A 22,338-nucleotide genomic window follows, 5' to 3' on the forward strand; every position below is an offset into this window, starting at 1 on the left:
GAATGAATCGGTTCAAAAGTTAGACTGTCCGGAGATGGGGCGGTTGCACAAGCGCGATTGCTGCATTGCAGCGTTGCAGAAAGCGGGGAGCAGATCGCGACTGTGGTGTGCCTTTGCGCCTGCGGGGATGCAGAGTGGAGCCCGAAGCCTACGCCAGCGGCTTCAACTCCTGGGCGATGGTGGGCAGAAGTTCCGAGACATTCGGATGGATGTGCATTGCCCGTGCGAGCGTGCTGGCCGGCGCCTTGGCGTACATCAGGTCGAGCACGCAGTGTATCGCCTCGTCGCCACCGGGGCCGAGCACCGAACAGCCGAGGATTTCCTTGGTGTCGGCGTCGACCAGGATCTTCATGAAACCTTGCGTCTCGCCTTTCTCAATGGCGCGGCCGACCCGGGTCATCGGCCGCTGGCCGACCAGCGCGCGCCGGCCGGACTTCCTTACCGCCGTCTCGGTCATGCCACAGCGGCCGAGCGGCGGATCGATATAGAGCGCGTAGGCCTCGATGCGGTCGCTCACCTTGCGCGGATCGTTGTCGAGCAGATTGGCGGCGACGATCTCGTAGTCATTGTAGGAGGTGTGGGTGAAGGCGCCCTTGCCGTTGCAGTCGCCCATCGCCCAGATGCCGGGCACGCTGGTGCGCAACTGGTCGTCGACGACAACGAAGCCGCGTTTGTCGACTTGGACGCCGGCCTTGTCGAGACCGAGATCGTCGGTGTTGGGCGTCCGGCCCACCGCCAGCAGCACATGCGAGCCGACCGCCGGTGCCTTGCCGGCGGAAAAGGTCACGGCAATTTCGTTGCCCTGCCTGGCGAAGCTGATGTCGTCGGCGCCGAGATGCACCGTAATGTCTTCGTTTTCGAGGATGGACAGGATAGCGTCCGAGACATCCTCGTCCTCGCGGCCGATCAGCCGCGGGCTCTTTTCGATCACCGTGACCTCTGAACCGAAACGGCGGAACATCTGCGCGAACTCGAGCGAGATGTAGCTGCCGCCGACGACGATGAGATGGCGCGGCAGCTCGTCGAGATCCATCATCGACGAGTTGGTCAGGTACGAAATGTCGTTGACACCGGGCAGGTCGGGCACCGAGGCGCGGCCGCCGGTGTTGAGGAATATCTTCTCGGCGCTCAGCAGGTCGTCGCCGACGCGCACGGTGTTGGCGGATTCAAAACGCGCATGGCCGCGATAAAGCGTGCATTTGTCCATGCCGGCGATCCAGCTTTCGAGGTTGCCGCGGGCGTCGTTCGACACCTTATCCTTGCGCGCCTTGATCGCCTTGTAATCGACGCCGACCGGACCGGAGAGCGTGACGCCATAGTCGGCGGCTCGGCGGGTAAGGTGTGCTGCATAGGCGCTGGCCACCATGGCCTTGGTCGGCATGCAGCCGGTATTGACGCAGGTGCCACCGACCAGCTTTCGCTCGATCAGCGCCACGCTCATGCCGGCTGCCGTCAGCCGGCCGGCCAGCGACGGGCCGGCCTGTCCGGCGCCGATGACGATGGCGTCGAATGCCTTTGCCGTCATGCCACTGCCGCCACAATCAGCAGGCCGCCGACGATCGCCACCGCGTCCTCGATGAAGGCGGCAGGTTGGTCTTTGCCGAAAGCGATGGCCAGGCGTTTGCGCAGCTCCGCGCCGCCCAGCGTGCCGATCACCGCACCGATGGCGCCAGCGATGAGGCCGCTGATGATTGCGCCGCCGGTCGTGCCGATCACCGCACCGGTGAAGGCGCCCGAGACGATCCGCGCGCCGAACTGCTGCGGCACCTTGCGGCTCGGCGTCGACGGCAACTGATCGGCGACCAACTCGGCGATGGCCAGGATGGTGAATATGCCGACGGCGATCCAGTGACCCATGAAACCAGCCCAGGTGCCGGCGAGCGGCAGCCAGCCGAGCCAGGCGCCCCAGGCGACGGCGGCGGGCGCTGTCATGGTACGAAGCCCGGCAACGACGCCAATCAGAAGTGCGAGAATAAATAGCATGATTGATCCCCCTCGATCACCGGGCCTGGGACAGCCCTGTGGAGGCAGGCTACCATAGGTCGAGCATTTGACCAGAGGCGGCGCAACGCTGGCGGTTTTTCCCAGCTGATCTCTGTGCGTTGGCAGCAATTCAAACAGGAGGTATCGGCATGGCCGCAAGTGAGCGCACAAAAATGGCGGCGGGCGGGTGGTATACTTGCCTCGACCCGGAGCTGGAGGCACTGCGGGTCATGGCGCGCGACGCGGTGTTCGAGCATAATTCGCTGCCGCCCCGGCAACGCGGCGACATCGGACCGGCCCTGAAGTCGCTGTTCGGCGCGGTGGGCGAGGGCGCCCGGATCGAAGCGCCCTTCCACTGCGCCTACGGCTTCAATCTCTTTCTCGGCGACGGCGTCTTCCTCAATGCCGGCTGCACCATCCTCGATACGGCAGCGGTCCGCATCGGCAAGGGAACGTTGCTCGGCCCCAATGTGCAGATCTATTGCGCCGAGCACCACCAGGAGGCGGCGGGCCGGCAGGTGGGGCTGGAGATCGCCAAGCCGGTCAAGATCGGCGACGACGCCTGGATCGGCGGCAGCGCCGTCATACTCGGCGGCGTCAGCATCGGCGAGGGAGCCATTGTCGGCGCGGGTGCTGTGGTGACGCGCGACGTGGCGGCAAACACGACGGTGGTCGGTAACCCGGCAGGGCCGGTCAGGCGCGGCTGAGCATCCCTTGCTTCACTTAGCAGGAGGTGGATGCAATCGCGTATCGAGCGCAAAAGCCTCCTGGATATTCATGGCATAGGCGCCCTTCGCGACGCTCGCGTCGAAGATCAGATTCCAGCTATTTTGCGACACCGCGCTCGGAATCACCACGAACCGATGTCGTTTGAGAAGATCGTCGCCGAATGCCTGTTGCCCAGAGCTCGGAATGCCCGGACGCAGCCAATTAGGGTTAGGAATGGCTGCAGGGTAGACGATATGCACATCCGTGACATCGCTGATTGTCGCCGCCGTCATCACATGCGCGATCGTGTCGAGCGCCTTGAAGCCTTTATGGACTGCAACTTCGAGAATCGCAGTCGAAGGGTCGATTGAGCAGTAGACTGCGCGTACGCCTCTGCTGTTCCATCGTCCGCCAACCCTGTATGCGCCCTCGCCACTGTCCCATGTAGGCGCAAACGCAGCCTGATCGAGACGCCAGCCAACGAGGTCGGAGTCGCCAAGTGCGGCCGACAGCGGCGTCATGCATAAACGCCGTATTCAAGCCGCTTGAGATAGTCTTCCACAAGCTCGACACCCGCCGGGGTTGCCAGAAGATCAATGGGACGACGCTGGTCGAGCCCGATCGCCGGGCGCTCCAGCCATTGTTCCGCTTCCGCCTGCGATCCGAACACGTCGGTCGCTTTCGACAGGATCTCCGCGAACTTCCAGGTTCGTCCGCTCTGATCCTGGTTGAGAGGCTTGGAAGGGGCATCCTTCCGACGCTGGTAGGTGCGCAAGCTCATACCGACGGCCTTCTCAAGCGAATCAGTCTTCTGGATGAAGACGAGCTGCTCAAGGAGATGGTCCAGCGCCGAACCCGGCAGGCCGTGAATAAGCAGCTCATGGGCATCCAATGCGCTCCGGAGGTGCCGCGATAGGATGCGGGTGCCGCCGAGCAACCTGGCCACCCTCTGAAGTTCATTGTTTGTTGGTTCTGCAGCGGTCTTTTCCAATGGAATCGCCACGGTGTGCCTCTTCGCGTCATTTGTCGCTTTTATATATGACAGATGACGCAGAGCCTTTCAAGGACGGTAGGATCGAGAGCTGAGAAAGATAGCCTACAACTCAGGGCTAGATGGCCATCCGGCCCGAGGCTCAGTCGCTTCGACTGCACGAAAATTATCTCATGCAGATACAAGGGGCAGCGCAAACCTGAAGCGATTGCCTCACCTCGGTGCGTGCGCCACGCGCGCGTCCTGATCGGCGTTCTTCGAGAATTCGCGCCGGTACTGCGCTGGCGTGGTTCTGAGCCGCACCGCAAAATGCTGGCGCAGCGAGGTGGCGCTTCCGAAACCGGCCTCGAAGGCAACGGTGTCCATCGATTTTTCCGTTGCTTCCAGCAGCCGCTGCGCCAGCGCAACGCGCTGATCGATCAGCCAGTCGCCGAAGCTGGTGCCGATCGATTTTTGAAAGCGGCGCGTGAATGTCCGGCGGGTGAGACCGGCAGTGGCGGCGACGCTGTCCAGGCTGTGCGTCACGCCCAGCGTTTCGCGCACCGCGTCGAGGGCCTGTGTGAAGCGGTCGGCATTGCCGGTCCTGGCGATGGGACGTTCTATGAACTGCGCTTGCCCACCTTGCCGATGGGGAGAAAGGACGATCTGCCGGGCAAGCCGAAGAGCTGCCTCCGCGCCATAGCGGGCCCGTACGATGTGGAGACAGCAGTCAAGCCCGGCGGCGACGCCGGCAGATGTCATGACATCACCATTGTCGATGTAAAGCACATCCGGGTCGACGATCATGTCGGGATAAAGCGCCTGCAGCTGCTCGGTGTAGGCCCAGTGCGTCGCGGCACGCCGCCCCGAAAGCAGTCCGGTCGCCGCAACAGCGAAGGTGCCGAGGCACAGTCCGACAATCAATGCGCCGTTCCGGTGCGCTCGCCGCAGCGCCTCTACCAGAAACTCCGGTGGCGGGTCTTCGAGATCTCGCCAGCTTGGGACGATCACAATGTCCGCGCCGTCGAGGCCGTCCAGCCCATGCGGCGCAGTTACGGTCAACCCTGCTTCGGTGTGGATAGGCCCGCTTTCGATTGCACAGATGCGGAAGTCGAAGCGCGGCAAGCCGAGCGCGGCGCGATCCTCTGCGAATACAAGGCACGGCACGGAAAGGTGGAACGGACTGATGCCATCGAAGGCGATGGCGGCAACGATCGGATCGGCCATGATGAGCACCAATGAGGGTTAGGTTCGGATTGTCCCAATTCTTTCGAATAATGTCAATTGGGACACTGTTTGCAATCCGACGGCAGGCCTATCCTCGACCAATCAGAGCCGAACGGGAAAGGAAAACTCCATGTCTGAAGCAGCCACCCCAACGCCGCGCCGTGCCCTCATCGTCGTCGACATCCAGAACGACTATGACGGCGGCAACCTCGCCATCCAGCACCCGCCGTTTCGCGACAGCGTCGTCAACGCAGCACGCGCGATGGATGCGGCCGCCGAGGCGGGCGTCAAGGTCGTTGTCATCAAGCAGTTGGCGCCCGAGACCTCGCCAATCTTTGCTAAGGGTAGCCATGGCGCCGACTTGCATCCCGAGATCGCTAGGCGAAGCCGCGATCATTATGTCGAAAAAACCTTGCCGAGCGCCTTCACCGGCACGGACCTCGAAGACTGGTTGCGCGCCAACGCCATCGATACGATCACCGTCGTCGGCTACATGACGCATAATTGCGATCTCTCGACCATCATCCATGCAGTCCATATGGGCTTCGCCGTCGAATTCCTGTCCGACGCCACCGGCTCGGTGCCCTATGCCAACAGCGCCGGTTATGCTTCGGCCGAGGACATCCATCGGGTGGTGACTGTTATCCTGCAGTCGCGCTTCGCCGCCGTTCTCAAAACTGCCGAATGGATCGACTGCCTGAAGACCGGCACGCTGCCCGAGCGCGACACGATCTACGCTTCCAACCAGCGCGCGCTGGCACGCGAAGCCGCTTAGAAATTTGTCGCGAAGATGCAAAAGGGGGCGCCGCAGCGATGCGGCGCCCCTCTTATCCTCCGACGTTCAAAACCCTCAGAACAGACCTTCGATCTGGCCCATCTCGTTCAGGAAGATCTTTTCCGAGGACGGCGCCTTGGGCAGGCCGGGCATGGTCATGACCTCGCCGCAGATGACGACGATGAAGCCGGCGCCGGCAGACAGCCTGACCTCGCGCACCGGCACGGTGTGGCCGGTCGGCGCGCCGCGCAGGTTCGGGTCGGTCGAGAAGGAGTATTGGGTCTTGGCCATGCAGACCGGCAGGTGGCCGTAGCCGGCGTGCTCCCAGGCGTGGAGCTGGTCGCGCACCGACTTGTCGGCGATCGCTTCGGAGCCGCGATAGATGCGCTGGACGATGGTGTTGATCTTCTCGAACAGCGGCATGGCGTCGGGATAGAGCGGCGCAAACTGCGACGCGCCGGATTCGGCAAGCGCCACCACTCTGCCGGCGAGCTCCTCGATGCCGGCCGAGCCGTGGGCCCAGTGCTTGCACAGGATCGCCTCTTCGCCCATCGAGGCGACGTAGTCCTTCATCGCCTGGATTTCAGCGTCGGTGTCGGAATAGAAATGGTTGATGGCGACCACCGCCGGCACGCCGAACTGCCTGATATTCTCGACGTGACGGCCGAGATTGGCGCAGCCCTTCTTGACCGCCTCGACATTCTCCTTGCCGAGATCTTCCTTCTTGACGCCGCCATTCATCTTCATGGCGCGCACGGTAGCGACGATGACGGCTGCCGCCGGCTTCAGGCCGGCCTTGCGGCACTTGATGTCGAAGAATTTTTCGGCGCCGAGATCGGCGCCGAAACCGGCTTCGGTGACGACATAGTCGGCAAGCTTCAGCGCCGTCGTGGTGGCGACGACCGAGTTGCAGCCATGCGCGATGTTGGCGAACGGACCGCCGTGGACGAAGGCCGGGTTGTTCTCCAGCGTCTGCACCAGGTTGGGCTGCATGGCGTCCTTCAACAGCACGGCCATGGCGCCGTCGGCCTTGAGATCGCGGGCATAGACGGCCGACTTGTCGCGGCGATAGGCGACGATAATGTCGCCGAGGCGCTTTTCGAGGTCCTTGAGGTCGGTGGCGAGGCACAGGATCGCCATGACTTCCGAGGCGACGGTGATGTCGAAGCCTGCTTCGCGCGGAAAGCCGTTGGGAACGCCGCCAAGCGAACAGATGATCTCGCGCAGTGCCCGGTCGTTCATGTCCATGACGCGCCGCCAGACGACGCGGCGGATGTCGATGCCGAGCTCGTTGCCCCAGTAGATGTGGTTGTCGATCAGCGCCGAAAGCAGATTGTGCGCCGTGGTGATGGCATGGAAATCGCCGGTGAAGTGGAGGTTCATGTCCTCCATCGGCACGACCTGCGCATAGCCGCCGCCGGCAGCACCGCCCTTGACGCCGAAATTCGGTCCGAGCGAGGCCTCGCGGATGCAGACGATGGCCTTCTTGCCGATGCGGTTGAGACCGTCGCCGAGGCCCACCGTCGTCGTCGTCTTGCCTTCGCCGGCCGGCGTCGGGTTGATGGCGGTGACGAGGATTAGCTTGCCGTCCTTGTTTGCCTTCACCGACTTGATGAATTCGGCCGAGATCTTCGCCTTGTCGTGGCCGTAAGGCAAAAGGTGCTCGCTCGGGATGCCAATCTTCTGGCCGATCGCCTGGATCTGCTTCTTGTCGGCGGCGCGCGCAATCTCGATGTCGGACTTCACTTCGGCCATGGCGGCTTTCCTCTGGATTGGACGGTGGAGGGGACGGGTTTGATCAGTGTGGTCGCAAGCCTGTTCGAAACAGCCCGGCACTGCAGGCGAGGGTACGTTCTAACCCTGTCGCTGCCGTGGCGTCAACTTGCATGCAACTATGTTTCCTCTAGAGAAAGACGGCTGTGTTTCCCGGACGACCTGTCCCGGATCTTGGTGCCCGGTTGTCGCGCGGTATAGAAGCCAGAGCACGCGCCGTTTTGCCGTCTCAAAACAGCCGCGGAATGCACGGAATGCGACAGGGTTCGAGCGCCGCTTGCGCTTCGAGTGGCCGCGCTAGAATGCGCCGATCTGGTGCATCAGCCCCAAGCCGTCAAGCTGGCCGAAATGTTCGACCACGACGCCGTTCTCAAGACGATCGATATGGATCACGCCAACCGAGACTCGGTTTCCGCTCGGTTCGACGCCGTGGAAGATACCGGTGTGTGCCCTCAAAGCGACAGCGCGTGACCTTGTCGGCATCGCTGAGATAATCTTCGATGACGTGGTGCCCGTCCGGGAATCCAACAAAGAACTCGCCCAAGGATTTTCGCCAGTCGTCGTAGCCGATCGGGCTGGCGCTGCCGAGATGAACGACGAGATCTGGAGAGACCAGCCCAGCCAGCTTATCCCAGTCCTGCGCGTCGATCGTGGCATAGAAGTTTCGAGCAACTTCCCGGAAATCCATGTCGTGTCCTCGCTGGCTGCCGCCCAGCGGTTGAACGACGACGAGACGATCAGGTTCCGCTCTCCGCGCTGCGCAGCCGAACTACTGCGACAGCACGTTGCTGATCTCGACCATGTTCGAGCGCACCCGCAGGATGTAAAAACCCATCGTCGTCAGATGCGTCGGCAACAGCCAGCCATCCTCACGGCCATTGGCGATGATAAAGGGCTGGATGCGCAGCGCCGAGACGAACTGCGAATCCATCGTGTCCCACAGGTTCTGCAGGTGCTTTTCCTTGATCACGTCCTCGAAGTCGGCCTCGGCGCCCTTCATCAGCCCGTAATAGGCATAGAGCTGGCCATAGGCGAACCAGAAGCGGTCGTCGGCGCGCGTGTCGAACCAGCCATTGTTGTGGTTTTCAGCGCGCTCCTTGAGAATCGCCGAAGTCGAGCCAATATCGCTGGCGATACGGTCGATATATTGCTTCAGATTGTCGGCGCGAGCGTCGAACGTCGTTTGGCAAAGGGCGAGCCGGGCATTGAACGAACGCAGCTTGCGCACCGCGTCGCGATAATAGCTGGGCGTCGGCGTCTTCGGACCGAACGGGCTGATGCCGAAGTACCATGTGTATTCGTCGAACTGCAGGTTGCCGCGCGCATCCTGCAGATCGGCATCGATCTGCGAGGTAGTGCGGACGCGGCCGAGATTGTCGGCAAGCTCGGTCGCCGTGCGCCGCACCGCCTGGTTGATGCCGCGCTGGAACGAGGCTTTGTTGTCCATGAACGGCGTATGGTCCCAGCTGATGCCGAACAGGCCAAGCTTATAGAGGATCATCGACGAGACCCAGGCATTCTGGTTGACGTTGAAGTCGGTCAGGTCGGCCGCCACCTGGGCTATCCCCGAGTTTCCACAGGTCCTGGCGGTGTCGGTGCCGGCGCCCGCTGCGGTCTGCTCGCCGGCGGAAATATTGCGTTTCTCGAAGGTGTAATTGTCGACGTAGTTCGGGTTGAAATTGTTCCACCATTGGGTGGCGTAGAAGAAGTTGGCGTAGAGGCCGATCAGAACGAGCAGTGCCAGCCCGAGCACCGCCTTCAGGATCCAGCCGCGCTGCGCGTACCAGCGCCCGGCCCACATGAACGGCCACAGGATCACGCCGATGACGACACCGATGCCGCGGCCGATCCACTGGAAAACCCAGGTGAAGAAATTCACGATCGGATCAAGCATGGCAATGTCACCCCCTCGTCAATCAGCCAAGAATTCGAAAAGTCAGGCGCTCAATCAGTCAAACCGTAGAGGCGTGCGCGAAACGCCACCTTGTCTTTCAGATATGTGGTTTTCAGAACGTCCACAACATGTGATCGCCAGGCGTCGCTGAAGCCGCCATAGTCGCTGTAGAAGCCCGGTTTATTGAAGACGTAGCGCGAGACGAAGTCCTGCGGCACGAAATCCGAGATCAGTTGGTTGGTCAGCCAGGCGTCGGGATGGTCGGGCTTGGCTCGAATTACCAGGAAGCGCTGCTGCGGGAACACGTCTTCGATCTCGAGGCGGCCGAGGTGGGCGATCTCGCGCTTGGCGGCGTTGAGAAAGGGAAAATTGCCGTCTCTGGTGATCAGGTCTGTATGGCCGTGGATCCAGGTCTGCAGCCAGACCTTGTCGACGTCGGTCAGATTGCGATCGGGCTCGGCGTCGCGGATCAGTGCGCGCACCACCATCTCGGCGCGATGTTCGAGATAGCCTGATGTTTCGATCCACGAGGCGCGCGGCAGTTCGATGCGGCCGGTGGCGGCGAGGAACTTGAACACCTTGTCGGCATCATTGATCGAGAGGTAGCTTACTTGCCACGGTCGCGAGCGGCGGAATCCGGGTGCTGCCGGGTCGCTGATGACTGTCGTCATGTCAGGGTCGATGAACACATAGAGCCCGCCGAAATGGCTGGTCCAATAGGCGCTGTGGCGAAAGATCACCTGATCCGGCACCAGCGCATTCTCGCGGATGTCGCCGCAGATCTTGGCCAGCTCCACCATGCGGGTGAGCATGGCACTGTCGCGCCAGGCGTCCGGCTCCTGCTTCAGCCGGTCGACGAGCTTGCCGAGCTCGGCGGCCTTGCCCAGCACGTCCTCCGCCGACAGGACCTTGAACTCGACCTGATTGATCGACAGCAGATCCTCGATGTCGTTGACCTCCGGGACCGAATCCTCGATCTCGCCGTAGATGACATCCTTTATGGTCAGCGCGTCGATGGCGCGCTGGTTCTTCGACATAAACTCGAACATCAGCTGCGAGGTGTTGGAAAAGGCGGTGTGCACCACCGGCAGGTCGATCTGCGACGGCGTCAGGATGATGAAGCGGCGGTTGATCTCATTGGGATCGAGATAATTGTAGTCGCCGCATTCCTCGGCCACGTCAGGCGAGAAACCGGTGCGGTCGATGTCGAAGCTCTTCAGCTTCGTCGGCTTCAGGCCGAAGGCGACCAAAGCCTTGTTGTAACGCTGGATGAGATGCGGCTCGTCGATCGTCAACAGCCGGCCGTAGATCAGCTCGTTGTCGCGCAAAAGGTCGGATGACTTGGCCATTATTCCTTCTCCCCGTTCACGGGGAGAAGGTGCCCGAAGGGCGGATGAGGGGCAGCGCAAACGCTCATCATCTTCTCTCCGAGTTAGTCGAAGGCAGAAATTTTGCGTCGACAGCAATCATCTTCCGATTGAGCCGACCCTCCAAGGCCGCAACGATCGTATCCAGCACGCTCTTACGGCCAGTGAGGACATCAGCGTGCCAAACCCTCAACACCGACCAACCGTTCCTGTTCATGGTCTCATCCCTGTATCGATCCTGAGATCGATTTGCGTGCTGACTTCCATCAACTTCCACGACAAGGTTGGCTTCGCGGCAGGCGAAGTCTGCGAAATATGGACCTACTGGCAGCTGACGAACAAATTTATGGCCATTCAGCCGCCGACCACGCAGTTCACTCCATAGCTTTTGCTCGGCATCGTTCTCAACCTTCCGCAGTTGCCTGGCCCTCGCCACCTTCGGCTCGTTTCCACCTCGCACAGCGCTGCCCCTCATCCGCCCTTCGGGCACCTTCTCCCCGTGAACGGGGAGAAGGGAGAAGCGCCAGGCTCAAGCATTCCACAGGCCCTTCTTCTTCAGCTCCTCGATTTCGCGCACCGCGCGGTCGCGCAGGCGGGTGTCGCGGATCATCTTGGTCACCGCCGCGTCGTCGGACTTGTCGGAATAGCGGAACTCCGAGTCGGCGTAGCGGTTGACCTCCTGCATGACCATCTCCATCGAGAATGGCCCGCGCAATTCCTCGATCATCGCCTTCTTGTCATCGTAGCCCCTGTGCATGAAGACGTCCGGCTTCTCGAACCATTCGTCCGGCAGTTCGATGTCCATGGCGCGCATCTTGATCGCGTCGGTGACGTTCTTGATGGCGCGGCCGGTGAAGCGCGGCTCGGCCTCCTTGATCATGTGCAGATAGGTGCCGATGTCGGCCATCGACTTCGGCGCCCCATTCTCCTTCATGTAGCGTTCATAGACCTTCATCAGCCCATCTTCCCTGGGCTTCTCATGCTCTTCATAGGCTTCCGTTACCGCGCGCTGAATTTCCTGGGCGGCGTAGAGCTTGTGGTCGCCGAGCGGGATCTTGTGGTTCTTGCCGGCGAGCAGCACAAAAATGTCGATGTAGTCGTCGCGGCTCTGCGGACCGTCGACCATCCAGCGCGCGCCGGCGCGCTGGCGCAGCGCGTCGTCGACGTTTTCGGGATAGTTTGAGAACATGCCGAAGGAGCAGTTGCCGCGCACCACTGTGCCGGCACCCGCGAACGCGTCCATCAGCACACCGGTGATTTCCTGCTGGCCGGCCGACGCGCGATCATCGGAGCGGCGTGCCGCCACCTGATCGATATCGTCGATGGTGCCGAAGCCGATGACGCGCGGGTTCAGCACATTGTTGATGAACTGGCGGCAGTTCTGGCCCGATTTGCCCTGATAGGAGGAGATCTGGTCGACGCCGAAATTCTCGTAGGCGAAGGGATAGCCGGCGACCTGGCAGTAACCGTTGACGAGGCCGGCGATCATCTGGATCAGCGTCGTCTTGCCGGTGCCGGGGGCGCCGTCGCCGATGAAGGTGAACAGGAAGCCGCCGAGCTCGACGAACGGGTTTAGCTCGCGCTCGAAATCGTAAGCCATCAGCATTTTGGCGAGCTTGACCGACTGGTACTTGGCGATGTGGTTGCCGACGACCTCTTCCGGCTTCTTGAAGGTCATCACCAGCGGCTTCGAGCGCTTGCCCGGCGCGACGTCGAAGCCGTCGAGGGTGAAGTCATCGACGTCGATGCGGATATGCGCGTTCTCGAACGGACCGATGCCGTCGAAGCGGCCTTTTCGTGCCAGCAGCCCGTCGATGGCGACACGGGCGAAGGCGCGCGCCTTGGTCATCAGGTCGGCGTCGTCCTTCGCGCCTGATATCGCCCTGTCGAGCCCTGATACGATCGACTTCACCGCGTCCTGCGGCGTGTCGAACAGAAAGTCCGGCTCTGGCGTGTCGTTCGGCGCCTCGCCATCGCTGTCGATCAGCTGGAACAGGTAGGAAGTGAGGCTGAAGGCTGAGATATAGGCCGAGGCCGACAGCAGCTTCTTGAAGGTGGCCGCCTCGTCGCCTTCCAGCGGGGCGCGGGCGTTTTTCGCCTGCAGGCTTTCGAGGTCTGAACCTTCGGCGAAGACGTCCGATATGGCCAGGGCGATCGCCAGGCCGCGCCGGGTGCGAAACAAAAGCATGTGCTGTGCAATGCTGAGCAGCTGGTCGTCGGGATGGACGGCAGCGACGGTCTTTGAAAGCTCGACCTCGCGTGTGCGCCTGACCGAGCCGACCGATACGGTCGAGACGAAGCGGCGGTTGGTGCCGGCAAGTGGGGTGCCGGATTCACGCGACGGGTCTTCCAGCACGACGATGCGGGTGATGAAGCTCTGCGCCGTGCCGCGATGCTTTTCGATCGCCGCTTCCGAAATCGTGGTCAGGCCGGTGTCCATGCAGGATGCTCCGCGGTTTGACGGTCAGACGTCCGAGATCACCTGTCCTTTGGACAGGATGTGGACCTTGTAGCCCGAAAAGATCTTTTGCGCCTCGCCGGCGGCATAGAGCGCCTGATAGGCCTCATGCGGGATCAGCGCGTGGTTCTCGTAGCTCGACACGCCTTGGCGTGCCGCCTCCAGGTCATCGGTGTCGATGAAGAATTCCTGCGTCGTCTTCTCGCTCGAAAACAGACCTTTGCGGCCGGGTTTTTCGGCCTTGGAATAGACCTCCTGGATGGTCCAGGTCAGCAGCCAGGCGTTTTCCGGCTTGCGCACCTTGCCCAAAACGTCGGTTACCGTCGAATTGTTCTCGGTAATCCCTGCCGAATAGAAGGGGCCGAGCACGACGCGGCGCAACTGTTTGGGGTGGAGCGGCTCGAAATCCTTGTCGAGATTGACAGCGATTGTCGCTGGCGACAGCGTGTAGGCGGAATTCTTCTCGGTGAAGTCGTCGAAGCGGTGGGCAAGCTCGGGGTTGAGCAGCCCTTCAACGGGAAGCGGAATGTCGACCTTGTCGTTGAGCTTGCCGTCGCGGTCGACAAGCTGGTCGATCATCGCTTCTGAGGAATCCTCGACCGTCACCATGTAGACCAGCGGCAGGTTGGCGCTGCCGTCGAAGGTGGCCCAATGGACGAGGTAATAAGGCCGCCCGGTCTTCGGATTGACCGAGACTTTTGCCGTCTGCGCCAATGTGAACGGCGCGAAGGTCGTCTCGCTCCTGACGCCCTCCAGATAGAGCCGCTCGGCCATCGATTTTTGCAGCGCCTCGGGGAACTCCTTGTGGCGCAGGATGAAGTCGGCCATTTCCTCGCGCAACTCGTCGGCCAGCGGTATGTTGGCAAGCCGCGTATCGGCCTGACGGCGGTCGTTTTCCAGCTCGAGTACGTTCTGGAAGACCGGAAAGCCGCTTTCGGCGCGCGAAATGCGGAACGTCTCCGTGAAACCCAGCCGGTTACGCCAACAGGAAAAGGACTTGTCGAGCCGCGCAATGTATTCGGCGACAATCTTGGCGACGATGCCGTGCCGGTAGAGCGGCGAGCGATCGTCGCGCATGAACACTTCGAGGCCGCTGAGTGCCGCCCTGATCGCCGAGAAATAACGCGTTGCCGCTTCGTTTTCGGGGGTCATGCAGCCAGCCCTTGGGAGCGATGCTAAAGCGCGACGCGCTTTAAGTTATTGTTCTTATGCATGTCGTTATCCCAAAACCGCTGCGCACCCTCGGGTCAAGCCCAAGGGCATGCTTTTGGGCGACATACATGGTGCAGCAATTACGACTGCACGTAATTTGCCGCATTGTGCTTCTTCAGCACGTCGTCGAAGCGGCGGGCAAAGGCATCGTCGGCCAGCTTCTTGCGGCGCTGGATGTCGGCGGTCGCCACCATGTTCTTCTCGTGCATTTCGAGGAGATCGCCAATGTGCTTCTGCGAGGCGGCGCCAATGCCGGCCATGGTCTCCTCAGCGGTGTTGTCGACCTGGCTGCCCAGCGTGTTGATCTTATGGGCGACGTCCTGCTGGGCGGCGGTCTTCAGCGAGTCTTCCAGCGCCTTGTAGAGCACGATGCGCTGCTCGGTATCGATGGTCAGCTTGTTGATCAGCGTCGACTGCGCCGCGATCTGGTTGTTGAGCGAATCGACGAAGGTCTGGAACATCGAGGTGTAGCGCTCCAGCGTCTGGCTTTCGGCCAGCAGCTCCTGCTCCTTGGCCTGCTTCTCGTTATACTCCGTGGCCAGCTTCGAACGCTCGCCTTCAAGCTGCGTGCGTTCCTTCTGGCTGGTCGAAGCGGCGATCTTGTTCTCGATGTCGAGCAGCATCGGGTTGAGCTCTTCGATGCGCTTCTGCACAGTCTCGAGATTGGACATGGTCGCCTTGCGGCGCTCAATCACCTGCGACAGGCTGGTTTCGGAAGTCTTGTAGCGCTGGTCGAGAACCTGCTTTTGCGCCTTGAGGATGCCGACGATGGTGTCGGATTTCGCCAGAAGCTCCTGCAGATTGCCGGCCAGAGACATGTTGCGGACACGGTCGGTGCGCATGCGCTGCTTGCGCTGACTGGAAAACATGCCGATGAAATTTTCCCAGCCGGTGTAGTTCTTCATGCTCTCGAATTCGGCGCCGAAGACATTGGTGGCATCCTCCAGCCCGATGATCAGGTCGGCGATGTTGCCTTCCATCACCTTCTGCTGCTTCAGCACATCCTCGATGCGGGCGTTCTCGAGATCGAAATTGGCGTCGCCGATCTTCTTGTCGGTCTTGGCGAGCGTGTCGAGCACCGTGCCGGACTGCTCGATCTTCGTGCGCATGTCCTGCACGACCTGCTTGGTCTTGGCAATTTCGGCGTCGAAATTCTGCAATGTCGCCATAGGGGCCTCCCGCTTCGGCATCTGTTCGTGTCGCGAACCGCCGCGAATATATGTGTGGCATAGGGGGAAGGAAAGGCGGAAGATTAGGAGCGTTGCGAAGGATGGCGGCGAAGCCTGAAGCAAAAAACCCGCCTCGGCGGCGGGTCGTCGGCGCAAATCAGCACCATACTCAAATTAGTAGCATAATTGCCGTCACAAAGCAATTGGTCGCCAACTCGCCGATCGGGTGTCTTTCCCCGGCGCGATGCGCTTTAGGTGAAGCCGATGAAATCGTCCGGCGCGGCGCGGCCCATTTCTTCTTCCCAGTGGCGGCGGCAGAGCGAGACATAGACATCCTTGCCGATCGCCACCTGTTCGCCCTGTCTTGCGACCTTGCCGTCCGCGCCAAGCCGCACGACCATTGTCGCCTTGCGGCCGCAGCGGCAGATGGTGCGCACCTCGCGCAGATCGTCCGATATCGCCAGAAGCGCGCGCGAGCCGGAAAACAGCTTGCCCTGGAAATCCGTGCGCAGGCCGTAGCACATGACAGGGATGTCCAGCCGGTCGGCGATGCGGGCGAGCTGCCACACCTGCTCCTCCTCGAGGAATTGCGCCTCGTCGACGAAGACGCAATGCACCGTCGTATGGTCGTGATGCTCGGCGACCCGGGCGAACAGATCGTCGCCATCGCGGAACATCTCGGCTTCCGTCTCCAGCCCGATGCGCGACGAAATCAGCCCGGTGTCGCCCTTGCGGTAGAGGGCGGCGACGAACAGCATCGTCGTCATGCCGCGCTCGCGGTAATTGTACGAGGCCTGCAGCAGCATCGTCGTCTTGCCGGCATTCATCGTCGCATAGTGGAAGTACAGCTTGGCCATGCCGCCCTTTAAAGCCGAGTTCGCGCGGCGCGGGGAGGGGGCGTCCTCGTATTCCACCAGAAAGGCGCATTTCATCGGAAAGCGGCTGGCCACCGCAAAAGCACTGGAGCAGCAGGCAGCGTGTCGCTGATCGGCCAGTCCGCGCCGTTCGTCGCGATTGCCTTATCGCTTGAAACCGCACCAGAATGGTGTTTGGCTGACGAAACAAAGCGGAGATAAAACCGTAACTTCGCTTAGCCAAAGAATCAAAATGGGAGAATTTTCATGTTGCGTATCAATTCCTTCGTCGCCGGCCTTGGCCTGGCGGCTTTCCTGTCCACCAGCGCAGCTCTCGCCGCCGATCCGGAAAGCTGCAAGACGGTGCGTCTCTCCGATGTCGGCTGGACCGACATCCAGGCCACCACCGGCGTCGCCTCGGTGCTGCTCACCGCGCTCGGCTATGAGCCGGAGGTGATCCAGCTTTCGGTGCCGGTGACCTATGCGTCGCTGAAGAACAAGGATCTCGACGTCTTTCTCGGCAACTGGATGCCGTCGATGACCAACGACATCAAGGAGTACACCGCCGACGGCTCGGTCGAGACCGTCAGCGAGAACCTCAGCGGGGCCGGCTACGGCATCGTCGTGCCGACCTATGTCGCCGACGCCGGCGTCAAGACGCTGACCGATATCGGCAAGTTCAAGGACAAGTTCGACGGCAAGATCTATGGCATCGAGGCCGGCAATGACGGCAACCGCATCATTCTCGACATGATCAAGGACCCGGCGGCCAATCTCGAAGGCTTCGAACTGGTCGAATCCTCCGAGGCGGGCATGCTCACCCAGGCCGAGCAGTCGATGAAGAACAATGAGTGGATCGCCTTCCTCGGCTGGACGCCGCATCCGGTGATGGGCGCCATGAAGATCACCTATCTTGGCGGTATGGGCGACAGCGGCTTCGGCGCCGCCACCGTGCATACCAATGTGCGCAAGGGTTACATCTCCGAATGCCCGAATGCCGGCAAGTTCATCGCCAATCTGAAGTTCAACCTCGATATGGAAGGCGAGATAATGAACGCGATCCTGAAAGGTGGCGACGCCAATACGGCCGCGACCGACTGGCTGAAGAAGAACCCGGATGCGATCACCCCCTGGATCGCCGGCGTGACCACTTTCGACGGCGGCGACGCGGCGGCGGCGGTCAAGACCGCGCTCGGAAGCTGAGCCGATAACCTTGAATTCGGGATAATCGGAACGAGGGCAGCCACGTAGAAAAGGCTGCCCTTTTTCATATCCTGTGACAAGATAACCATCCGGCAAGGACGGCGCCGACAGAAGAGGGGCTAGATGGATCCGATCTCCAAATTCCTGGTCAGCTACAAGATCCCCATAGGTGCTTGGGGAAAGGCCTTCTTCACCTTCCTCACCGACAATTTCAACACCGTCCTCAGGGCCTTTTCCAACGGACTCAATTTCCTGCTCGACGGGATGGTCGACGGACTTCTTCTGTTGCCGCCCGTCCTGCTCATCGCGCTGATCGCCTTGCTCGCCTATGTCCTGCAGCGTTCGAAAGGCCTGGCGCTGGCCGTCTTCCTCGGATTGCTGTTCATCCTCAACCAGAACCTATGGAAGCAGACGGTGGAGACGCTGGTGCTGGTGGTCGCTGCCGCCGCCGCCTCGATGGCGATCGGCGTGCCGCTCGGCATCTGGGCGGCGCACAAGCCGAAGGTCTACCGCATCATGCTGCCGGTGCTCGACCTGATGCAGACGCTGCCGACCTTCGTCTACCTGATCCCGGTGCTAACCTTGTTCGGGCTCGGCAATGCTCCCGGCCTCATCGTCACCATCATCTTCGTCATCCCGACCTCGGTCCGTCTTACCCATCTCGGCGTCACCTCGGTCCCGAAGTCGATCATCGAGGCCGGCGAAGCCTTCGGCGCCACCAAGCGCCAACTGCTTTGGAAGGTCGAGCTGCCGTCGGCGCTGCCCACCATCATGGCCGGCTTGACCCAGTCGATCATGCTGTCGCTGTCGATGGTGGTGTTCGCGGCCCTTATCGGCGCCGGCGGCCTCGGCACCGAGATCAACCGGGCGCTCGGCTCGCGCCGGATCGATCTCGGGCTCGAGGCCGGCCTTGCCATCGTCGTGCTGGCCATCGTGCTCGACCGGATGACCCGCATTGGCGTTGGAGGCAAGAAATGACCGTCGCTGTCGATTTCCGGAATGTCGATATCGTCTTCGGCAGCGACCAGGCCGGCTCGCTGGCGCTGATCGACAGCGGCGCCACCCGCGCCGAGATCCTCGAAAAGACCGGCAACGTGCTGGGCTGCGCCGGGGCAAGCCTCACCGTGCACGAAGGCGAGATTTCCGTGCTCATGGGCCTGTCCGGCTCCGGCAAGTCGACGCTGCTGCGCGCAGTCAACCGACTGAACGTCGTTTCGCGTGGGCAGGTTCTCGTCAAGGACGGCGACAAGACTGTCGATGTCGTCACCTGCGACGAGGCCACCCTTCGGCGGCTGCGGCAGAAGCAGGTCGCGATGGTATTCCAGCAGTTCGGCCTGCTGCCGTGGCGCACGGTGGAGGAGAATGTCGGCCTCGGCCTCGAGCTCGCCGGCGTGCCCGAAGCCGAGCGCAAGGAGCGCGTGAATCGCCAGCTCAAACTGGTCAATCTCGACCAGTGGTCGAAGAAATACGCGCACGAGCTTTCAGGCGGCATGCAGCAGCGGGTTGGCCTCGCACGTGCGTTCGCCACCGAAGCGCCGATCCTGTTGATGGACGAGCCATTCTCGGCGCTCGACCCGCTGATCCGGACCAAGCTGCAGGACGAGTTGCTGCAGCTTCAGGCCGAGCTGAAGAAGACTATCATCTTCGTCAGTCACGACCTGGAGGAGGCGCTGAAGATCGGCAGCCACATCACCATCATGGAAGGCGGGCGCATCGTGCAGACGGGCGCGCCGGAAGACATCGTGCTGCGCCCCGCCAACGACTATGTCCGCGACTTCATCGCCAATGTGAATCCACTCTCGGTGCTGACCGCCTGGAACGTGATGCGCGACCGCCGCGATCTCGAACAGGGCAAGGATGGCTGGGTGTGGCTCGACCGCCGCAGGACGACGCGTTTCAAGATCGACGAGCACGGGCTGGTGGCGGCGGCCGAGCGCGACGGCAAGCCGGCGTTCTGGGTTTCCTGCGCCGATGTCGAGGCGCAGCCGGAGGAGACGGCGCAGGTGTTCTGGGCCAATCCCGGCACCCCGCTGAAGACCGTGATGCTGGCCATGCACCGTTCGCAGACCGCGCCGGTGGCGCTGTTCGACGACCAGTCGCGCTTCGTCGGCGCCATCGGCGTCAGGGATGTGCTGAGCGCAGTGTTGCGGCGGTAGTTTTTTCGCCTCGGGGAGAGAGCGAAGACCAAACGCCGAGTTCTGTCGCGCCCCCCTCTGTCCTGCCGGACATCTCCCCCACAGGTGGGGAGATTGGCTGTCATCGCCGATTTCGCCAACTACAGACGTTGGAGTGTGGGAGCCGTCCTGCGAAACCGCCGATCTCCCCCCAAGTGGGGGAGATGTCCGGCAGGACAGAGGGGGGCGCGAAGGAATGCCCGCTTGGCCGGTGCCGCACCTACGTTGCCAGCGGCAATTTCAACTCCGTCAGCAGGCCGCCGCTGGGGTGGTTGGACAGGCTGACCTCGCCGCCGGCGCTGCGGGCGATGTTGCGGGCGATCGTCAGGCCAAGGCCGAGGCCGCCGGTCTGGCGATTGCGTGACTGTTCCAGGCGCACGAACGAGCCGAACACCGCGTCGAGCTCGGCCTGCGGTATGCCCGGCCCCTCGTCGCGGATGGCCAGCGTGACGATTTTTTCCGACCGGTGGACGCTGAGATGCGCCTTCTTGCCGTAGGTCACGGCGTTCTGGACGAGGTTGGTGACGCAGCGCCTGAGCGCGACCGGCCGCGCAAGGCAGATCAGGCCGCGCGACCGCGTGTCGTCATTGTCGAACGAGACCTCTTCATAGCCGTCGGCGACCGATTCCACGAGCGACCAGAAATCGATCCGTTCGCTCTTCTCCTCGGTCACCTCGAAGGTGGCGAAATCGATGACCGAGCTGGCAATCTCCTCGATGTCGGCGAGATCGTGCGCCAGCGCGGCGCGAACCGCCGATTTCCTGAGCAGTTCGAGACGCAGCCGCATTCTTGTCAGCGGCGTTCGCAAGTCGTGCGCGAGTGCTGCCGCAAGATGTTCGCGATCCTCGACGTAGTCGCGCAGCCTGGCCTGCATGGCATTGACCGCCTTTGCGGCGGTGCGGATCTCGCGGCTGCCGGTCTCGGCGATCGGCGGGCTCTTCAGGTCGTTGCCGATCCGTTTCACCGCGGTTTCCATCATCCGGTAAGGCGCGGTCAGCCGGCGCAGCGACCATATCGACATGGCCACAACCAGCCCGGCGATCAAGGCATAGAGCGGCAGGCTGTCGAAGCTCAATATGGGTCCTACCGGTGTGTTCGGCTCGGTGAAGTTCAGCCATTGGCCGTCGGCGAAGCGGAGCGAGGCCGTCAGCTTGTCGCTCTGGGCGAAGTCGGCGGCCAGCACCAGGAGGTCGCGCTCGACCTCCCCGGCATCGCGACCCTCGACCGCGCCCCCATCGTCGGCTTCCCGTGTCGCCGGGTCGCGCCGGACCCGCGCATCGGTGACGCCGAATTTCGACAGCCGCCCGACCAGTATGTCCTCCAGCTCGGCCAGTTCATCGTCGCCCGCTATCGACGAGGTGACGGCGGGCGTGCCGGAAACGGTTAGCGCGTAGGTCGCGTTGGACAGGCCGGATGCGGTGACCTTGCGTTCTTCGGGCGGGGCGGCATGCATCAACTGCACAAGCGAGAAGGCGCGGTCATTGAGCCTGTAGAGATCGACCACATCGTTGGCGGCGGCACGGTCGCGCGAGACGATGTAAAGCGTGGTGATCTGGCTGATCAGCAGGCCAGCGATGACGATGAGCAGCACCCAGACGGGCAGGGTCTGCGGCAGGATGCGTCTCATTCGGAGGTCGTCTCGGGCAGGAACTGATAGCCGCCGCTGCGAACGGTCAGGATCAGTTTCGGCGTTTTCGGGTCGTCCTCCATCTTGCGCCGCAGCCGGCTGACCAGAATGTCGACGCTGCGGTCGAAACTGTAGCCGCTGTCGCCGCCCGACAGTTCGATGAGTTGGTCGCGGCTCAGCACGCGCTGCGCGCTCTTGACGAAGGTCTGCAGCAGATTGAACTCCGCCATGGTCAGCTCGACCCTGACATCGCCCGGCGCCATCAGCCGGCGACGCGAACAGTCCATCGTCCAGCCGGCGAAATGATAGATCTGCCGCGAGACGGCGCGGTGCGGCTCGGCGGCGCCGTTGCGCCTCAGCACGGCGCGGATTCGCGCCAGCAGTTCACGCGGATCGAAGGGTTTCGGCACATAGTCGTCGGCGCCCATCTCCAGCCCGACCACCCGGTCGGTCGTCTCGGTAACGGCGGTCAGCATGATGATCGGCGTCGCATAGTTGGCGCGAAGATCGCGGCAAAGCTCCAGCCCGCTCTTTCCCGGCAGCATGACGTCCAGAACGACGAGGTCCACCTGCGCGCGGCGCAGCACGGCTTCCATCTCGGTACCGTCGGCGGCGACCGACGTGTGCAGCCCCCGTTTCCGGAAGAATTCCTGAAGCAGGTCGCGAATGCCCTTGTCGTCGTCGACGATCAGTATGTGCGCGTCGGATTTCACTGGGAGCCCTGCCGTCATTGGTGGCCGAAACCGTCGTTCGGTCATCACCCACACGATAGAATTCAGGCCATATGTTGGCCGGTGACGGCAAGCGGCCCCGGACGGGCTGCTCGGAAACAATCCAGAAACAAAATTCTACAGTTCGGAAAAACTCCCGAAAAAAATCAAGGGCATAAGTGGTGCCGTGGCGGTCAGGTCATCGACTGCGGCACGCGTTACGGAATTACGGAC

General features: G+C 62.1%; 21 protein-coding genes. 5 read left to right on the forward strand and 16 right to left on the reverse strand.

All coding sequences use genetic code 11. The features are described from left to right. Positions 1-148 precede the first annotated feature (148 nt). Together ABID19_RS22630 and ABID19_RS22635 are read right to left on the reverse strand one after the other, a co-directional pair. Positions 149-1,525 carry an FAD-containing oxidoreductase gene (locus ABID19_RS22630; RefSeq protein WP_354493179.1) on the reverse strand — a complete coding sequence of 459 codons (1,377 nt, stop codon included), beginning with the start codon at positions 1,523-1,525 and terminating at the stop codon, positions 149-151. After that, positions 1,522-1,983 carry a DUF4126 domain-containing protein gene (locus ABID19_RS22635; protein WP_354493180.1) on the reverse strand — a complete coding sequence of 154 codons (462 nt, stop codon included), beginning with the start codon at positions 1,981-1,983 and terminating at the stop codon, positions 1,522-1,524. The genes ABID19_RS22630 and ABID19_RS22635 overlap by 4 nt, the downstream gene beginning before the upstream one ends. A 149-nt stretch (positions 1,984-2,132) precedes the next feature. Between ABID19_RS22635 and ABID19_RS22640 the strand changes: the two genes are divergently transcribed. Continuing rightward, the gene (locus tag ABID19_RS22640) at positions 2,133-2,690 is read left to right on the forward strand and encodes a sugar O-acetyltransferase (protein ID WP_354493181.1); all 558 of its coding nucleotides are present in this window, start codon (positions 2,133-2,135) and stop codon (positions 2,688-2,690) included. A 12-nt stretch (positions 2,691-2,702) separates the two neighbouring features. On the opposite strand, the gene ABID19_RS22645 is transcribed toward ABID19_RS22640, so the two are convergent. The 3 genes from ABID19_RS22645 to ABID19_RS22655 all read right to left on the reverse strand — a co-directional run bounded on the left by ABID19_RS22645 (position 2,703) and on the right by ABID19_RS22655 (position 4,888). Next, on the reverse strand, positions 2,703-3,212 hold the full coding sequence (locus ABID19_RS22645; RefSeq protein ID WP_354493182.1) for an RES family NAD+ phosphorylase: 510 nt from the start codon (positions 3,210-3,212) through the stop codon (positions 2,703-2,705). Beyond that, the gene (gene parS / locus ABID19_RS22650) at positions 3,209-3,694 is read right to left on the reverse strand and encodes a type II RES/Xre toxin-antitoxin system antitoxin (RefSeq protein WP_354493183.1); all 486 of its coding nucleotides are present in this window, start codon (positions 3,692-3,694) and stop codon (positions 3,209-3,211) included. Before parS ends, ABID19_RS22645 begins: the two co-directional genes overlap by 4 nt. 201 nt (positions 3,695-3,895) lie before the next feature. After that, complete coding sequence (locus ABID19_RS22655) at positions 3,896-4,888, reverse strand: helix-turn-helix domain-containing protein (protein WP_354493184.1); 993 nt, start codon at positions 4,886-4,888, stop codon at positions 3,896-3,898. A gap of 130 nt (positions 4,889-5,018) precedes the next feature. On the opposite strand from ABID19_RS22655, the gene ABID19_RS22660 reads away from it, so the two are divergent. Further along, complete coding sequence (locus tag ABID19_RS22660; RefSeq protein ID WP_354493185.1) at positions 5,019-5,663, forward strand: cysteine hydrolase family protein; 645 nt, start codon at positions 5,019-5,021, stop codon at positions 5,661-5,663. 75 nt (positions 5,664-5,738) lie between these two features. Here the strand turns inward: ABID19_RS22660 and ABID19_RS22665 are convergent, their stop codons facing one another. The 9 genes from ABID19_RS22665 to ABID19_RS22705 all read right to left on the reverse strand — a co-directional run bounded on the left by ABID19_RS22665 (position 5,739) and on the right by ABID19_RS22705 (position 16,393). After that, complete coding sequence (locus ABID19_RS22665) at positions 5,739-7,418, reverse strand: formate--tetrahydrofolate ligase (RefSeq protein ID WP_354493186.1); 1,680 nt, start codon at positions 7,416-7,418, stop codon at positions 5,739-5,741. A gap of 388 nt (positions 7,419-7,806) precedes the next feature. Further along, positions 7,807-8,124, reverse strand: a complete 318-nt coding sequence (locus tag ABID19_RS22670; protein ID WP_354493187.1) for an ester cyclase — start codon at positions 8,122-8,124, stop codon at positions 7,807-7,809. 81 nt (positions 8,125-8,205) lie between these two features. Then, the gene (locus tag ABID19_RS22675; protein WP_354493188.1) at positions 8,206-9,330 is read right to left on the reverse strand and encodes a DUF2333 family protein; all 1,125 of its coding nucleotides are present in this window, start codon (positions 9,328-9,330) and stop codon (positions 8,206-8,208) included. A gap of 50 nt (positions 9,331-9,380) precedes the next feature. After that, a complete protein-coding gene (locus ABID19_RS22680; protein WP_354493189.1) occupies positions 9,381-10,679 on the reverse strand; it encodes a DUF6638 family protein in 1,299 nt (432 codons plus the stop codon). 67 nt (positions 10,680-10,746) lie between these two features. After that, a complete protein-coding gene (locus ABID19_RS22685) occupies positions 10,747-11,157 on the reverse strand; it encodes an endonuclease domain-containing protein (protein WP_354493271.1) in 411 nt (136 codons plus the stop codon). A 69-nt stretch (positions 11,158-11,226) separates the two neighbouring features. Further along, the gene (locus ABID19_RS22690) at positions 11,227-13,137 is read right to left on the reverse strand and encodes an AAA family ATPase (protein WP_354493190.1); all 1,911 of its coding nucleotides are present in this window, start codon (positions 13,135-13,137) and stop codon (positions 11,227-11,229) included. Between the two features lie 24 nt (positions 13,138-13,161). Beyond that, positions 13,162-14,307, reverse strand: coding sequence for a hypothetical protein (locus tag ABID19_RS22695; RefSeq protein ID WP_354493191.1), 1,146 nt, complete (start codon positions 14,305-14,307; stop codon positions 13,162-13,164). A gap of 140 nt (positions 14,308-14,447) precedes the next feature. Next, on the reverse strand, positions 14,448-15,536 hold the full coding sequence (locus tag ABID19_RS22700) for a hypothetical protein (protein ID WP_354493192.1): 1,089 nt from the start codon (positions 15,534-15,536) through the stop codon (positions 14,448-14,450). A gap of 251 nt (positions 15,537-15,787) precedes the next feature. After that, a complete protein-coding gene (locus ABID19_RS22705) occupies positions 15,788-16,393 on the reverse strand; it encodes a thymidine kinase (protein WP_352933389.1) in 606 nt (201 codons plus the stop codon). A 264-nt stretch (positions 16,394-16,657) separates the two neighbouring features. Here ABID19_RS22705 and ABID19_RS22710 point away from each other — a divergent pair, with 264 nt between their 5' ends. The 3 genes from ABID19_RS22710 to choV all read left to right on the forward strand — a co-directional run bounded on the left by ABID19_RS22710 (position 16,658) and on the right by choV (position 19,749). Continuing rightward, complete coding sequence (locus tag ABID19_RS22710; protein WP_354493193.1) at positions 16,658-17,593, forward strand: choline ABC transporter substrate-binding protein; 936 nt, start codon at positions 16,658-16,660, stop codon at positions 17,591-17,593. Positions 17,594-17,716: 123 nt separating this feature from the next. Beyond that, positions 17,717-18,571: a choline ABC transporter permease subunit gene (gene choW / locus ABID19_RS22715; protein WP_354493194.1), complete on the forward strand. Its 855-nt coding sequence runs from the start codon at positions 17,717-17,719 to the stop codon at positions 18,569-18,571. Continuing rightward, entirely contained in the window at positions 18,568-19,749 is a 1,182-nt protein-coding gene (choV, locus tag ABID19_RS22720) for a choline ABC transporter ATP-binding protein (protein ID WP_354493195.1), read from the forward strand. The genes choW and choV overlap by 4 nt, the downstream gene beginning before the upstream one ends. A gap of 238 nt (positions 19,750-19,987) precedes the next feature. On the opposite strand, the gene ABID19_RS22725 is transcribed toward choV, so the two are convergent. Continuing rightward, positions 19,988-21,394 carry an ATP-binding protein gene (locus ABID19_RS22725; protein ID WP_354493196.1) on the reverse strand — a complete coding sequence of 469 codons (1,407 nt, stop codon included), beginning with the start codon at positions 21,392-21,394 and terminating at the stop codon, positions 19,988-19,990. Then, positions 21,391-22,107 (reverse strand): response regulator transcription factor, encoded by a 717-nt coding sequence (locus ABID19_RS22730; protein ID WP_354493197.1) that lies wholly within the window; start codon positions 22,105-22,107, stop codon positions 21,391-21,393. Before ABID19_RS22730 ends, ABID19_RS22725 begins: the two co-directional genes overlap by 4 nt. Positions 22,108-22,338 lie beyond the last annotated feature (231 nt).

Origin of the sequence: Mesorhizobium robiniae (genome assembly GCF_040545535.1) — a bacterium.
Taxonomy (GTDB): Bacteria; Pseudomonadota; Alphaproteobacteria; order Rhizobiales; family Rhizobiaceae; genus Mesorhizobium; species Mesorhizobium robiniae.